Raw genomic sequence first — 14,580 nt, 5'->3', positions numbered from 1 at the left:
AACCTTAATAATGGAAAGAGATAGCGATGACTGATCCCAACATCCCCTCCAACACCCCTATGAATTCCCCCACCACTCCTGCCCATCAACATGAGGAGCAAGAAAAGAAGAATGCCGGAGGAAAAGGTGCGCTTGATGGCCAACATACGATGGAAAGCCCTGGGCCTTCTTCAGTGAAAGGGCATTGGGAGAAATCAAAAGACCACTCCAATCCCGCCTCTTCGAAGCATCAAAATTTTTCCGATCAAAACCAATCTGATCAAAACCAACATAACCCCTAATAAGGGGCAGGCAAGGCCTTGGTAAAGGTCATCTGGAAGGTTTGAGCGGCCTGGACACGATGATGAGCAGGCAAAGGGGTATAATTGGTGAGTGCTCCATTAATCAGCGCATATCCCCTTTGCAAGGCTGGAATTTTCAAGGTCGCATTCATTTCCAGTGTTTCGCGCAATGTTTGCTGGATACTGTAAATGGTTTCCATAAACTCTGCCGTATCGCTATCCGGCATAACGGAAAAATCAAACTGCACCAGGTTGGGCACCCACCCAAAATGGGCCTGGCCATCCACACCTAGCACGATTTCCGATGTCGTTTGGGCAGAAACGGCAAAGGCTCGATCAGCCGCCCAGCCTTCCAGCTCATAAGGCACGCCGAGAATGGAAGAAAACTGGCCAAGGTCTATACCCGTAATGCCTGAGAGGGAATTAGCAACCCCCCGCGATGATGCTGTTACAACCAAAACCGAATTGGCTGATGTAATGGAACGGTTCACCATGATTATTGTACCTCTATGCTGGAAAGGGTCATCTGCTGAATGCTTTGTCCATCCAGATAATAAAACGACAAGGCTGGCGATTTGCGCACAGCCCTAATGCTGGCAGGCGTTTCCTCTGCCCGAATAAACAAGAACCACCCCCGGGTTTGCAAGGCCGTTAGGGCTGATTTACCATATTGCGCCACAATGACCTGCTGTTGTTCTGGAGCTAAAGAGACGTTGGGGCGAATAGCCCCAAAAGCCAAGGCCTGATTAATAACGGCCAGCAACGCATTTTCTATAAGGGCTGACCCACTGCTGCTATAGGGGATAGACCCACGATAAAGCAGCAAGTTGACCAAGGCGATCTGAAAGGCACGGTTCATCCATATCTGATTGATAAAACTGTCGGCCCACTTCCAGTCTCCTGTTATGGAACCAGGGTAGAGAAAGGTAAATTCCTGGGTGCTGGACGCATAGTCTCCATAAAAATTATAGCCTTTTTTTTCCAACACGGCCGCAACCTCTTGGTTTTTAACGGTAGCGGTCAGGCCATTCTGCCGGCGAAAGGCAAAATTATAGCGCCCCTCAGAAGCTGTAAAATCCAGACTTGCGGCAATTGAGGCAATAAATGCCGCATGAAGGGCACTCTCATAGACTGGCATGGTACAGCCAATATTGGCCGCCTGAAGTGTTTCTGCCCAGCTTTTTCCTTCAGGAAGAGAAGAGATGCCAGGGTCAGTATCATGCAAGATCGCCAACACAGCATTATTGGTAGAAAACGCCCATTTAGCCAATTCTGTCTTATAGGTATCAGGGTCAAATGCGCAGAAAAATGTAGCCCATTGCTGGTTTCTGCTCCGAATATCCTCCATAACCTTTTGCGCTGTAGGGTTGGTGACCGCCCCCGACTGGACTGCCCCTGTAAGAGCTGTAAGCCCCAGTTGGGCCGCCAGGCTCCCTTCGGCAAACCCTACACGGGATTCTCCAACTGCGGTAGGGCTGGTGATAATGAATGAGACGCTACTCGTATCAAACCAGATATTGGGAACGGGTGCCCCAGCACTGCCCTGCAACTGGTGTATCAAGGCCGTGGCAGCATCAGAAAAACTGTTAATGGCAGAAAAATCGATATGATCAGCATGGTAAGTGTAGGAATTGACCGAGAGGGTTAAATCTCCACTAAGGGATTTAAGTTCATCAACCGTCATGCCAGCAAGGGTAGCCCCTTCCAGGTAAGCGGGCGTTGAAGCTGTTGGATAAAAAGCCACATAGAGCACCGAAGGCAAACGCGTAGCTCCTGTAAAGCCCCGAAAGTAAATCTGGGCCTGGCGATATTCCATACTATCATACCCAAAACGCACGCCGACATCGGCAGCAGAGGTAAAGGCAATGGTCTCCCCATAAACAAGGGTTGTCTTGCGGCTTAACATAAGGCCAGGCAGGGCGTTATCACTGGCCCCAACCGGTAAAACCATGGGGTTGACCCGAACAATGGTATCAAGTTCTATTGTCATGAAGCATCCTCATAAAAAAACCTGCCGAAAACGGCAGGTATAGGCGTACAAAACGTACAAAAAAGAAAACGTACAAAAAAAGCAGAGGCACAAAGCCTCTGCTTTCATTCACTATCCAAAACGGGCACTATCCAAAACGAGCACCATCCAAAAAAGGCAACACCCGAAACAAGCACCACTCAAAACAAGCAGTACCCAAAATGGACACTACCCAAAACGAGCATACTTAGAAATGGGCAACACTTAAAATGGGCTTTTTATAATCTTTGGCTTATAATATTAGGCGGTTATCAATGGAACCATCAATATAACCCATCTCCCTTAGTGACCCCCTTAAGCCTCTAAGGAATAAAATCCACTTATTTCCAGCTTCTTCGCTTAGGATTTCTTTAATTAAAATATGATCCCTTTAAAGGCGCAGAATATCCTTATAAAACAGCGTGAAACCGTGGAATGGGCGAAGTCTCAAAACTGCCACCGGTATAGGGAATACAAACATTATGTTGAAGAGAGACCTCGCAAACCCAGCCATTTTCAAACAGAGCAGATTCATTAACCTGCGTGCCTTGTTTAATTTCCTCAATATAAAGGGGGCTACTGTAACGGGTATGATGTTTAAACCATTCAAAACCATGATCTGTGGCAAACAAGGCCATAAAACGCCTGATTTGCCAGGCGGCTTTCTCCCCATAAAAGGCCATATGTTCCACCAATTTTAAAGGCTGTATCAGAAAGGAGCTGTCTCCAATCTGCTCATGGCGAGGGGTTGAAAGCCTTATACAATCCACCGGTGTAATCCTGACATAAGGACGAGCAGGCGCAGGCAGGCTGTTCTCAAAACCAAAGACCACCTCAATGTCCGGGAAAAGTGACAAAAGATAGGCTCGAAGCAGAATTTCGGGCTCCTCCTGGCTGTGGGGCATTCCCTCTTGCCGTTCCATGCTCTTTTCTTGCTGAATTTGGCTGTGCAATTCATGCCGTTGTGGATGTATCATTTTTGTACCTTCTTGCTTTTATTGCCACAGTCTGCCTAGGCCTTTGCTGGGCTTAACCCTTCATAAACTCTCTCAAAATACCCTGCCAAAATATCTCTGCCACACCCTTTGTGGGGGAGGGGTTCTACTTTTGGGTTTCTTACCCACGGCTAAAACCCTATCATAGCTAAAAACCCATAACTAAAAACTTAGAGCTAAAAAATAAGGGCTAAAAATCCCATCCTTAATCCCATCTCCTTTTTGCAAGACCAAACCCGCTTTTGTATCAAAACCAAAACGACACTCTGGCAGCCTGTTTGCCAAAAAGCTTTACGTTCTCCTCATTATTACAGAAAATATATACTAAAATACGCTTTAAAAGCCACTCAATTATAACCATTTTGAAGTTATGGCAAGCCCACTCAATAAAAATGGCCTTCCAACAAGCCAACCCTTGCAACAGCAGCTCCAGTGAATTCAGTCCATGACGGAACATTACGGATTTGTAAAAAATAAATTATGTAAAGGTTAAACATGTCATTTCCTTTACGAAAAGACCAGATCATGAAGAGAACACCTCAGTGAAAGTAGCTTGGTTGTAAGGTGGCGATGTAGAAATGCGAGAATTCTATTTAACCTCATCCATCAGGCGTGTCCATCGAGCGTGGTGGCTCGTTCGGCGAAAATCTGGAACGCTGTCTACGATCAGACCCGCTGAGGTGGTAGAGGCCTATTCCCTGGAGGGCGACCCTCTAGCTGCCAAACTTTCTACCAAACGTACTGCCAAATCTTCTGCTAGACTTCTCTTCCTGCCAAAAACCTTCTGCCAGGCTTCCTGTCAGACTTCCTGCCAAACATCCTGTCAGAATTCCTATCAGGCTTTTTCTTTCAGGGCTATCTTCTCTTCTTTTATAAAGGGTAGGCTTTATAAAAGAAGAGACTTTCTTCCCACTTATTCCTGCCTATCGGCCTCCTTGGGTCTGCATCTGGATCATTCGAACCATAAGCTGTGACCACCCCCCCTGTCGTAGGGCAGGAGTTTCGACTATCCCCCAATCTTCTATCACTTGTACAGCCTGCCATAGGGCAGCATTAAAAATAAAACGGTCATTCCCTTCTTCGACAATGCGATCTAAAGGATGGCCATGGCCAGAAAGGTAAAGGCATTTCAGTCGCCCTTGCTGAAAATACGACCCAGAAGCAAGACCCGCTCCCCCGCCATAAGGTATCAGCCGGTCTTCTGGCACCGCCTGGATTGAGGCCCTAATAAAAACCGGTGTATAAATGGGGTAACGATGGCCCAACCCATCCCTACCCTGGCCGGTGGCCTGAAGCCAAAGAATGGTATGTTGGGGATAAAAACTGTTTAACACATTGCCAGCCATTCTATTCAAATTCATCCCACCCCCCTTTCTCTCTTCCATCCAAACTCTCTCCTACTCCAAACTCTGTCTTCCCTCATGGGAGCCTGCGAAAAACAGTTGAAGGCGGGGGGATGTATTCATAATGAAAAAGCGTGCCAACCAGCTGCCAAAACAAGGCCCCATATTGGGTTTGCCAATACCATTCTCTTTGGGGCTGGAGAGCATTCCCCCCCAAGGGAGCCATAGTCAGGGAGACGGAACCCTGACGGGCAGACACAACCCGCCCCATAAGGCCTGGCGTAACAACCACGGAAGGTTGTCTTCCAAACCTGCCTTCCAACCCTTTCTGCCCCTCACTCCCGTTGTTAGTGGACCTACTTCCACAGGGAGAACCACCCCCCTTATCGTCTGTATAGAAATTATAGCAAAGCGTTCCATCTTCCAGAGAGCCTACCCCCCGATTAGAACCAAAGCAGAGGCCTGAAAAAGCTTCTTCGTACGAGATTTCTACGCAGCCCTGACCTTCGCAAGCATGGCCTTCGCAAGCATGGCCTTCGCAACCATGACCTTTCTGAAAAGTCTCACAAAGGCCATTGGCAGGCCCATTTTCTTGAGCTTGCCTCTGCCTCTCTTCCCCGCCCTTTCCTTGGCCCTTTCTCTGGCCCCCTTCTTGGCCCCCTGCTTGGGTGATAACCAGCCGACGGCTCTGGGATGGGACTTGTCCTGCTTCATACGAAAATTCAGAAGCCGCCGAAAATTCAGAGGCAGACCCTTCGCCCGTTATGGGCAAAGCCACTCTCTCACCCGCATTCCCACTTAACGACCCTGAACTTAACACCCCTGAATAGCCTCCCTCGATATAGGCTCTCCCCGAATAAGCTTCGCTTGAATAAGCTCCCCCATCCGGCTCCCCTCTCGCTTCGCTGGCCCTTTCGGCATGACCAGTAAGAGATGCTCCCGCCTCGAGACCTGCAAGATGAAGAGAAGGGAAGGCTTTTTGAATATCGTGCTGAAGGGCCTGCAGGTTATCCTCTTGCAGGGTATCCCGCAGCCTATTTTTGGGCACCGTTACGGGATGATCTAAAACGGAAGTTTTTTGCGCCCTCGCGTAAGCTACAGGAGAATCAGCCTTTGGCCCAATTGTCGCCGGCACCCCAATGATCGCTGGTACCCCTGGGTCGGTGAAATGGTTTCCAGACCCAGCCGCCGCCAGCCCCGCCTCTAACGAACACGCCGGAGAAGAGCGCTCCCCCTGAAACGTTGGGCCAGAAGGAGAGACCCCTGAAGCCTCAAAAGGTGGGCGACCTAAAGGGGAGGCCTCCTCCTGACGGTTAACCCCATTCACCCTTAACAAAACCAAATGGGCCAGAAGTAAAAAAAGCAGCATTTTCTGCTGGCTTGCCTCTATCACCTCTGAACCCGGCCCTGCCGCCAGCAAAAGCTGGGCCTGGGCAAACAGGTTTTCCACCATGGAGGCTGTCACGGCCCCTTCAAATTCCGGATAGACCTGTAACCACTCTGAAAAAACAAATTCCATGACTGCTCCTTACCTTTTAAAAAGGCCCTCTCTTCTACCCATGACCCGCACCTCGCACCCTTTTTACCGCAAGACTGTTATCGCACGCCTGTTATCGCAAAGCCTGCTACCGCAAGACTGTTACCATAGGACTGTTACACGAGACGATTACCGTAAGCTTGGCCCTCTTTTACCGTAGGCCTCTTTTACCGCAGAGAGTACAAAGCCCCCCAATAAATACCAAGATCCTCAAAGACCCAGACCCTCAACTAGATATTGAATGCCCAGATCGTCGAATATCCTCGAACATCCAGGCTCCCAATATCCAGACCCCCGAATATCAGAATATCTCATATCAGAACCTCTCATATCCAGACCTCCGGGGAGGATCTAGGACTATCCAGAGCTAAGGAAACCTTCTTGCCTAAGCCCCCACCACCGGTGGCTTTGGTTTTTCCATACGGTCCAGCCCGGTTTTGATCGCCGATTTTTCCTTGGCCTCTGCCAAAACATCCCTTTTTTTTGTCGCAGCAAAAATCAGGCCATTTTCCAAAGGTGGAAACCCCTTCATTTGAGCGCACCAGCTCTTCCAGAACGTTTCCTCTACCATGGTTAATCCCACCGCTTCGGGTGCTGATTCCGCCGTGCGGGGATTATACAGGGCCGGGCTTGAGGCTAAACTTGCAGCATTGCTCCCCTGCAAATGCACGCGCCCCTTGCCCTTAATATCTATCACCAGCCCATTGGGCAGCTTACAACCAACAATCACCTTAGCCATTTTATACCCCTATCATCTGGGCAATTCCGACAGGGCGGCGAATAATCGCCCCCCAGGTACCGATACTCATTTTCTGGGAAAGGGAAGAGGCATGCATCTGCAAACGATGAAGTCGCAAACGCATGGGGAAAGCACATTCCACCGTACGCGTTCCATCAATTTCATCCACAAAAAGCTGAATCATATTGCCAGCCGGGCCTGTACCCGTTACCCCACCTGAAGTCCCCTCCTTCTGGCCACCTAGCTCTGGGGCTACTTCAATGCGGATATTGGGCAGTGCATCTTGCAGAAGGGCCGTCACAGGCTTGGAATAATCGTTCGTACGCCGTAGCAGAACTTGCCGGCTATTGGGCACAACCAGCGTCAATGGGGTGTTCATATCTATAACCCCATCCAGGCGGTCTACCAAGGTATCAAATAATTTCAATACATCATTATAAATTTCAATATTTGTGGCATTATCCCATGCGGTTCCGCCCTCTTTTTTTGTATCGGGTTGAATGGCGGGTAAAAGCTGCGGAGCATTCAGCACACCATAGGTACGCTGGCCTGCAATACCGTAGAAATACACCTTGTTAATAAAACGCTCCAGAACGTTGACTCCCTGAATACGCAATTCATTCGCCAGAGAGATCTGGGCTGTGCCGATTGTTGCTTCCTCCAGCTCCCCCCAGCGAATGTGGGTTTGGTAGAGAAACCGGTCTATCTCTTCAAAACCTGTATTAACACTGGCCATGCCCCCCTTGTTGAAATCCCCATAGGCGACCCCGTAGCCAGCCCCTTCCAGAACTTTTAAATATAACGTCTTATCCGACCAGGCCCCCATTTGCCTGCGACCATAAATGGCCTCAGCCCGAAGAGGAGAGTTGAGCACACGGATTAATTGCGGATCAATAGTAGAGAGCAGCGAAAGCGGAACTCCAAGATTGGGTACGGTATTTAAGGCTGGCTGGCTATCGAGGGCCAGGGCCGCGGGCTCTGTGGTATAATGGGTGATCTGATCGAGTACAACCCCCATATGTTTCGCAAGAATAGGGCCATCCTTAGCCCAGGTTGAAGGCTGAAAAGTGTCATCTGGCTGCATTATACGCTCCCTCCAAAACTACGGACCCGCACCAGCGTACCAGGCTGGGCAGATGATACAAAACGAAACTCTGTGCCAACGCTCCCCTCTGGGGTGCTATCAGCGCTACCCGCTACGGCCTCACCCGTTGCCAGCAAGGCGTAAACCCGCCCACCGCGCACCGCAGCGATGGAAGAAGCGGCAAGCCTGAGCCAAAAATCTCCGGCGGTATAAACTGTCACGCCACTACCAGGCGCAAGCTGTAGGCTCCCTTCCCCCCCGCCAATCAGGGCACTAAAATGACCCTGCCGACCAACAAACCCCGCAGGAGAGGCAACCTGACCTGATGATGAAGGCACAAGAGAAGTTGATACAGTCCCTTTCTCCTCATCAATCCAGGCAAAACGCCCGGCCACGACACCGGCTGGAGAGGCTGCAACCAACCCACCATCTAAAGGGCTCCCTTCTGTAAAAAAGGGATTGGTTGAGGCAAAATCACCCTCTATCCCCATTGGGAAATAGCGGTTTATATGCGTCTGTAACGACATCGTCTGGAATTCCTTTCTGGATTTGAAAATAAAAAAGGTTGCCAGTATCCAAAGGGTTTTTCCTCCCCCCCCCCGTACAAAGCAACCAGTAAATGCAACCAGTACAAGGCACCCTCTACAAAGCAACCTGCACAAGGCAACTTGTTAACCCGGCCATAGCTGGCCATAGATAAGCCCCTTACAGCCCCGACTGGCCTGGCAACAGACCAGCCCAAACAGAGAGGTCTATTAGGAGGCACAAGAATATTAGGGATCAAGAATATCAGGGGACAAGGGCAGACCTCCCTTTAAAGCTAACCCACCATATTCAGCAAACCGACATGAGCACCCTTGATATCAAGCCTGATTCTCCCCTTTACGAAAGATATTCTTCCTAAACATGGGAGATTAATCGTTTGGTCATTGATCCTTCTCCTTTGCGAAGACTATTTGATCACTATAACCCAACATACAGCCCGCCATTGATCCTCTCCCTTTGCAAAGGATATTCTCCTACGAAGACGAGATTAATCAGCCTGCACCTGTTACGATAAAAGAGACTCACCTCCCTATGATTAATCCAGCTGTAACACTTTGAGCACTTTTGCACTGCCTTTGCTGGCTCTTCTGTAACGAACTCCTTCTCTATAGGCTCTGTGAGACTCTATAAGCTCTGTCGACCGTGCCTTGGCGACCGTGCCTTGGCCAAGGCCTAGCAAATCACTGAAAGTGCAATTTCTAACCAGAGTGGTTTATCTGGCCTTCCTACAGGTTTACAGGATCTGGATAAAAAAACCGGAGACCTTCATCCTTCCGATTTATGAGTTTCGATTTATGAATTTCGACTGGCCGCCCCGGCATAAGAAACCGACATGGAAAAACAGCCTTAGCGCCCAAAATGGCGTTTGGGGCAGTCCGATTTTTATAAGAGCAAAAACGCCATAATCCAACAGAAAGAGGCTCCATGGGAGCTATAGATCTTCTCTCAAGGGCCTTATTTCTAGCGGGGTCCAATGGTTTTTATTGGCTTTAAGAAAATACTCCCAAGCCCATTTATATTTCAATGGCGCTAACTGGTTAATATCAGCAAGGCCATTGACTTATACGCTTATCCGAAGCCTTCACGGGCTTTAAAGCCCGTGGAGTTTCGTTCTCATGACTGCTCACTGGCATACCTCACACTCTCCATTATCCATAGAACATACTATGGCTTCCTCGTAAGTTGTCTCTTCAACCACTGAGGTAATCTTCTCAGCAGACTTTAGGGACATTCTCTCAGGGGCGTTTTGCCATGAATGGGCACCGTAACCATGATAGAGCCTTTACTTTACTTTACTTTACTTTACTTTACTTTACTTTACTTTACTTTACTTTACTTTACTTTACTTTACTTTACTTTACTTTACTTTACTTTACTTTACTTTACTTTACTTTACTTTACTTTACTTTACTTTACTTTACTTTACTTTAAAAGCCTATGCTTTATAAGATGCTCTCTTCACAAGAGGCTTTCTTCGGCCATGTTGAGAGTCCCCTAAATAATACCCAGCCTTTTTAGATCACTATAAGCAGGGCTTCTCTTATAGGGCGTTGGCATATTGGCTTGCTCCTGCCTTTCCCTTTTCTGCATGGCCTGCTGGGCCATATGCTGCTCCACCAGAAAACGCTTGGCAGCTAGGGGAAGGTCAGCCTCCGGGCATTCTATACCCGCCTGGGTTAAAACATGGTCGTAAACGGCCTCCGCGCTATCACATCCCAAATAGCCATATACGGGGCTTACCAGGCATTCTGCCTCATAAAGGGCTGTAAAATGGTTACGGTAATAGGTTTGACAGGCGGTTGAAAGTTTTTGTCCCAAATAGCCTGCCATAGAGTGGGCCATCTCCTGAAAAAAAGCCGATAGAGCTGCATAAGACTGCCCTTTGGAAAGGGAAATTTTATCCAGGGCCGCATCCTCCCCCCCTAAGGCGATCTGCCCCTTATCGGAGGTCAAAGGCTCTTCGGTTTTCTCATTCCTCTGCCCATTATAGCGGCTTAAAGGGGTAGAACACTGCTCAACGCCCTTCTTTCCCAAAGGCCAACCGGAACCCTGAGGGGATAGATGAGCGGGGTGGGGTTTATAAACATTATTGGGTTCATGAGCATTGTTAACAATCCACGTCTCACCCTTGGCCGAGCTTGTATTTCTCCGGTTCTTCCCATCGCTGATACCCTCTCCCTTAGAGAGGACCGAAGGGTCTGACCCAAGAATAAGGTCATCCCTGACATTTAAAACCCCTTTAGGGAGAGCCCAGAGTTCGGGAAGCGCCCGCTCTTCATAAGCAGGAACTCTATAAGAAGAAGTCCTACGAACAGAACTCCTACGAGAAGGCGCCTTATGAGAAGGATGACTATAAGAAACTAAAGAGCCCGTCCCATAGACACTGGCCCGATCATTGGCAGCCATACCCACCGCAGGCTCACCCCTCAGTTGATGGTCTGACAAGAGAGGCCATAACTCTGCAAACACCTGCAAGGCATGGTCTGATACAATGAAAGCCTGCTCTGACGGAGCAGAGACATCTCCCTCCCCCTGCTGGCTGGTTTTTACAACGACATCAAAAAGGGCTTGGGGCATTTTATCCCCTACACCTCCCTGCCCCACATGAAGCAGAGCCGCATGGCAGAGCGCTTGCACATAGCCTTGCCAGTGTGTCACATCTCCATCAGGAAGAGGGGCAGATGGCCCACCACACTCAGAAATGGCCCTATCCCAAACCCCCTCTTCTAAAGCAGCAGAAGAGGCAGCAAGGGCGGGGTCTCCGCCCCCTAATCTCTGCCCTTCTGGCCCCTGGCCATCTGACCTCTTACCATATAACTTCTGGCCCTCTGACTTTTGACCCTTTGGCCCCTGCCCCTCTAACCCTCTACCCTCTGATACTTTATCCTCTGGCCCTTTACCCTTTAGTCCCTTAATCGAAAGATGGGGTTGGGACCCATTCTCTTGAGCCATCTTGTAGGCCGCCTTGGCTGCGGAGGAAATAGCACCCTCCTGCCCAGCAAGAGAAGAAGGAGTTCTGGATTGTGAAGGCAGATTGGACCCTATCGAACAAACACCCTGTGTAAAGCCTATCGCGGGGTTTGCCGGCGCACTGGCCAATGAGCCATAAGACGTACTATTACCATAAGGCATATTTGTGCCATAAGGCGTATTTAAGGGTTCAGAAAGCGTGGGTTGATCCCCCATTTTCTCCCGCGTATATTCCTGCGTACGTCCCTGCGTATATTCCTGAGCGGTTTCAGCACACCCCTGCGTATGCCCCTGCGTATATTCCTGAGCGGTTTCAGCATACCCCTGCGTATGCCCCTGCGTATACCCCCGTATATGCCCTTGAGCGGTTTCAGCGAGGTCCTGCGAGAGGGAAGTCTGCTGGCTTTCGGGGATAAAGGGGTTACAGTCTGCCACCTTGACATCGGGGCCTGCGCGGCCATGCTTTACCAATGCTACATGGTTACCCCGAATATGGCGCATGACACCATCGTAAGCTTGGCCACCCACCACGCCAGGCGACATTTCCGGCCTATAGTCATACCCGCAGGAAAGGGCCGATACCTGACCGGTTTCTACTTTTTTTGCCCAATCAGCATCGTTAATCACCAAGGGGGCCGTAAGAAAAGGGGCTATAAAACGCACATCATCACCAATATGGCCAATGATACACCCTTTGGGCAAATGGGTGGAGGATACCGGGCTATGACCCGCCAAAAGCTCTACCCCCGCAAAGCTTGGGGCCGCCTTGGCCAGTTCTTCAGCTGGGCGATACATATAATAAATTTTTTCTGCCACTAGGCCAAGGGCTTTCCATCCGGGAATTTCCCGGCCAAGATAGGGATTTATGCCTTCCCTGGAAATGTTGCTGCGTTCTACCCGTAAACGCCCGGCCGTATCTGTGCTCCGTAACGAACGATCGCACACCATCGGCTGAAAGTCCTCGTGTGGCAGATCAGAAGGCAGATCTGGGGATAGGTCTGGGGATAAATCTGGGGGCAGAAAGGCTTTGCCCTCTTTTTGGCTCTCCCGCTCCAATGGAAGTGACTTTAAAGGCTCTGTCATGGCTTTTCCCTTTGCTTTACCCTTCGCTTTTTCATGAAAACTCTACGGCTTTAAAACGGCTTTAAAGCCGTCTTGTTGGTTTTGGATACCCCTGTCTTTGGATATCCCTTCATGGAATACTCCTGTAACAAGGCCATATCGCCCCTTATTGGTATGGCATGGCCAAGCTCATCAAAAGGGCCGCCCTACAACAGGGCCTTACCCTTCTTCTTGATCAGTTTTTTCTTGGTCTGTTTTTTCTTGATCAGATTGCTCTTGATCAGGGTGTTCTTGATTAAACTCTTCTTGATCCTGTAGCCCAAAAGGGGATTGGCGGCTTCTTTCCCCCAGGCCTGTCGCTAATTCTGGCCATAGGCGCTGCTCCTGCTGAGGGGTGGTTAGACCACTCTTGACGCGGACTGAGGCCGTTTCAGCCCTAACTTTCTCTGCCGTTTGCCTTTCAAGGCGGTTAAGGGCATAAAGAGGCTCCCACTCAAAGGCGATGGTGGGGTCGATCTCTCCCCATAAATGAAGCATCACCATATGGCTGATCTGCTCGATCGCAGGGGTCAGCAAAGTCTCCCGCAGGGCAGCCATGGTATCGTAAAATACCCTGAGCTCACCATCGGAAGAGGCATTGAGGCCACTCGGTGTAATACCGGTGAGCTTTACTAAAGGAATACCACAAATTGAGGCAATATGCTCTTGTGACTGGGCCTGAAGTTTATCAAGCCCCACCAGAGGGGTTGTAACATTTTTCAGCTCTTCGGCACTATCGAGCATCATCAGGCCCATATTATCGCGCAGGGCGGTAAATAAGCGGGCCCGCTGACGTAAGTTCCCCCCTTTATTACGCAGGCCATTGCCCAGCTGGGCCATATCAGTTTTGAGCACCATGGTAGAAAAGGAATGAACAAGATCTGAAACCGATTGCCGAGTGCGCAAATAGTTATCAACATAAGGCTTGGCCATCATGGTTAAGGGCAGCCCCCCAAAATTATAGGCCGGCTTGAGGCTATCGGGCAAAGGCCTGCTAATAAACTGTAAAAGGCGGCTGGCATGCACGGCACAATTTTGCACGATCCAATATTGGGGGCGGTAATACCAGGGGCTGAGAGGGTTTTCCATTTCACACGCCCCTGGGCTACACCATAGAGGTTCTATCGCCCGAAACCCCCTTAAACTCCCCTGGGGCAATTTGGCCCGATCCAATGTCAGGGGTGTTGCCAGCTCCTCACCATCTGGAATAGAAAAGACCGAGGAAGACCGGGCCTTGCTCCCACCTTTTGCTGGGGCGACATCGACCCATAAATGCCCTATACCAAAATAGCCATCCATTCGCACCATATTGGCCATAAGGGCGCAAATGCCAAAAGAGCGAAAAGCAGCCTCTAACTCTGCAACACGCCTGCCGGCAGAGGCCGAAGCCCCACCCCCCTTGAAATGCCCCCAGCCACGAACGGCCTCGCGAGCAATGGTTTCAACAATGTTGCGATATTCCCCCCGCAAGGAAAGGGCTGAAAGATAGGGATACCCCGGAAACCCAATGCCTTCAGAAAATAACTGCTGGCGCGCTGTTGAAGGAGAAAGAGCATAGGGATGGTCTAAAGCGGTCATAAAAGCACCTGCCTGTTACGAAATGCCAAAAATGGTATTAAAATACCGTTATAAAACGGGTTGCCAGCGAACGCCCCACAAAGAGCCTTTCAACAGAGAGCCCTTCCGGCCTCCTTCATCATGTCTTATTCATGGTTTGTTACACCCTAAAAGGTCATGTTTTGCCACACCCTAGAAAAGCCTTGAAAACCTGTTTTACAGCGTGCCGAGAAGGGCATAAAAAGGCCCATCACAAAGGGGCGCAAGCTCTATCCTGAAACCATGCCAACCTGCCGTTCCTGCAATGTTTTTATAGAGAAAATTTCTCTTACCAATGCTGTCAAACATTTTAAGTCTAAGCAAATCTCTACTCGGCGATGACACGTTACGCCACAAAACAAAGAACAAAAACCACTTGA

The 14,580-nt window shown here is 49.6% G+C and carries 14 protein-coding genes; 2 read left to right on the top strand and 12 right to left on the bottom strand.

Annotated elements, in window-relative coordinates; translation table 11 throughout:
• Positions 1-26: 26 nt before the first annotated feature.
• Positions 27-281, top strand: coding sequence for a hypothetical protein (locus JGUZn3_RS05295; RefSeq protein ID WP_203414612.1), 255 nt, complete (start codon positions 27-29; stop codon positions 279-281).
• On the opposite strand, the gene JGUZn3_RS05290 is transcribed toward JGUZn3_RS05295, so the two are convergent.
• The 6 genes from JGUZn3_RS05290 to JGUZn3_RS05265 all read right to left on the bottom strand — a co-directional run bounded on the left by JGUZn3_RS05290 (position 278) and on the right by JGUZn3_RS05265 (position 6,146).
• Entirely contained in the window at positions 278-775 is a 498-nt protein-coding gene (locus tag JGUZn3_RS05290; protein WP_203414611.1) for a phage tail fiber protein, read from the bottom strand. The two genes, JGUZn3_RS05295 and JGUZn3_RS05290, sit on opposite strands and share 4 nt — an antisense overlap.
• 2 nt (positions 776-777) lie before the next feature.
• Positions 778-2,271, bottom strand: a complete 1,494-nt coding sequence (locus JGUZn3_RS05285; protein ID WP_203414610.1) for a DUF3383 family protein — start codon at positions 2,269-2,271, stop codon at positions 778-780.
• 428 nt (positions 2,272-2,699) lie between these two features.
• Positions 2,700-3,266, bottom strand: a complete 567-nt coding sequence (locus tag JGUZn3_RS05280; RefSeq protein ID WP_203414609.1) for a phage neck terminator protein — start codon at positions 3,264-3,266, stop codon at positions 2,700-2,702.
• Positions 3,267-3,667: 401 nt separating this feature from the next.
• The gene (locus JGUZn3_RS05275) at positions 3,668-3,811 is read right to left on the bottom strand and encodes a hypothetical protein (protein ID WP_203414608.1); all 144 of its coding nucleotides are present in this window, start codon (positions 3,809-3,811) and stop codon (positions 3,668-3,670) included.
• A 396-nt stretch (positions 3,812-4,207) separates the two neighbouring features.
• A complete protein-coding gene (locus tag JGUZn3_RS05270) occupies positions 4,208-4,645 on the bottom strand; it encodes a hypothetical protein (protein ID WP_203414607.1) in 438 nt (145 codons plus the stop codon).
• A gap of 58 nt (positions 4,646-4,703) precedes the next feature.
• On the bottom strand, positions 4,704-6,146 hold the full coding sequence (locus tag JGUZn3_RS05265; protein WP_203414606.1) for a hypothetical protein: 1,443 nt from the start codon (positions 6,144-6,146) through the stop codon (positions 4,704-4,706).
• On the opposite strand from JGUZn3_RS05265, the gene JGUZn3_RS05260 reads away from it, so the two are divergent.
• Entirely contained in the window at positions 6,145-6,324 is a 180-nt protein-coding gene (locus tag JGUZn3_RS05260) for a hypothetical protein (RefSeq protein WP_203414605.1), read from the top strand. The two genes, JGUZn3_RS05265 and JGUZn3_RS05260, sit on opposite strands and share 2 nt — an antisense overlap.
• A 225-nt stretch (positions 6,325-6,549) precedes the next feature.
• Here the strand turns inward: JGUZn3_RS05260 and JGUZn3_RS05255 are convergent, their stop codons facing one another.
• The 6 genes from JGUZn3_RS05255 to JGUZn3_RS12600 form a co-directional block, all read right to left on the bottom strand.
• Entirely contained in the window at positions 6,550-6,903 is a 354-nt protein-coding gene (locus tag JGUZn3_RS05255) for a hypothetical protein (protein WP_203414604.1), read from the bottom strand.
• Between the two features lies 1 nt (position 6,904).
• Entirely contained in the window at positions 6,905-7,987 is a 1,083-nt protein-coding gene (locus tag JGUZn3_RS05250; protein ID WP_203414603.1) for a major capsid family protein, read from the bottom strand.
• Positions 7,987-8,514 (bottom strand): structural cement protein Gp24, encoded by a 528-nt coding sequence (locus tag JGUZn3_RS05245; protein WP_203414602.1) that lies wholly within the window; start codon positions 8,512-8,514, stop codon positions 7,987-7,989. Before JGUZn3_RS05245 ends, JGUZn3_RS05250 begins: the two co-directional genes overlap by 1 nt.
• A gap of 1,513 nt (positions 8,515-10,027) precedes the next feature.
• A complete protein-coding gene (locus tag JGUZn3_RS05240) occupies positions 10,028-12,586 on the bottom strand; it encodes a DUF2213 domain-containing protein (protein WP_203414601.1) in 2,559 nt (852 codons plus the stop codon).
• A gap of 198 nt (positions 12,587-12,784) precedes the next feature.
• Positions 12,785-14,182 carry a DUF1073 domain-containing protein gene (locus tag JGUZn3_RS05235; RefSeq protein ID WP_203414600.1) on the bottom strand — a complete coding sequence of 466 codons (1,398 nt, stop codon included), beginning with the start codon at positions 14,180-14,182 and terminating at the stop codon, positions 12,785-12,787.
• Positions 14,183-14,377: 195 nt separating this feature from the next.
• Positions 14,378-14,509 carry a hypothetical protein gene (locus JGUZn3_RS12600; RefSeq protein WP_275402857.1) on the bottom strand — a complete coding sequence of 44 codons (132 nt, stop codon included), beginning with the start codon at positions 14,507-14,509 and terminating at the stop codon, positions 14,378-14,380.
• Positions 14,510-14,580: the final 71 nt, after the last annotated feature.

Source organism: Entomobacter blattae (assembly GCF_014672835.1).
In the GTDB taxonomy this organism is placed as follows: Bacteria; Pseudomonadota; Alphaproteobacteria; order Acetobacterales; family Acetobacteraceae; genus Entomobacter; species Entomobacter blattae.
This window is presented reverse-complemented; position numbering and strand designations above follow the sequence as displayed.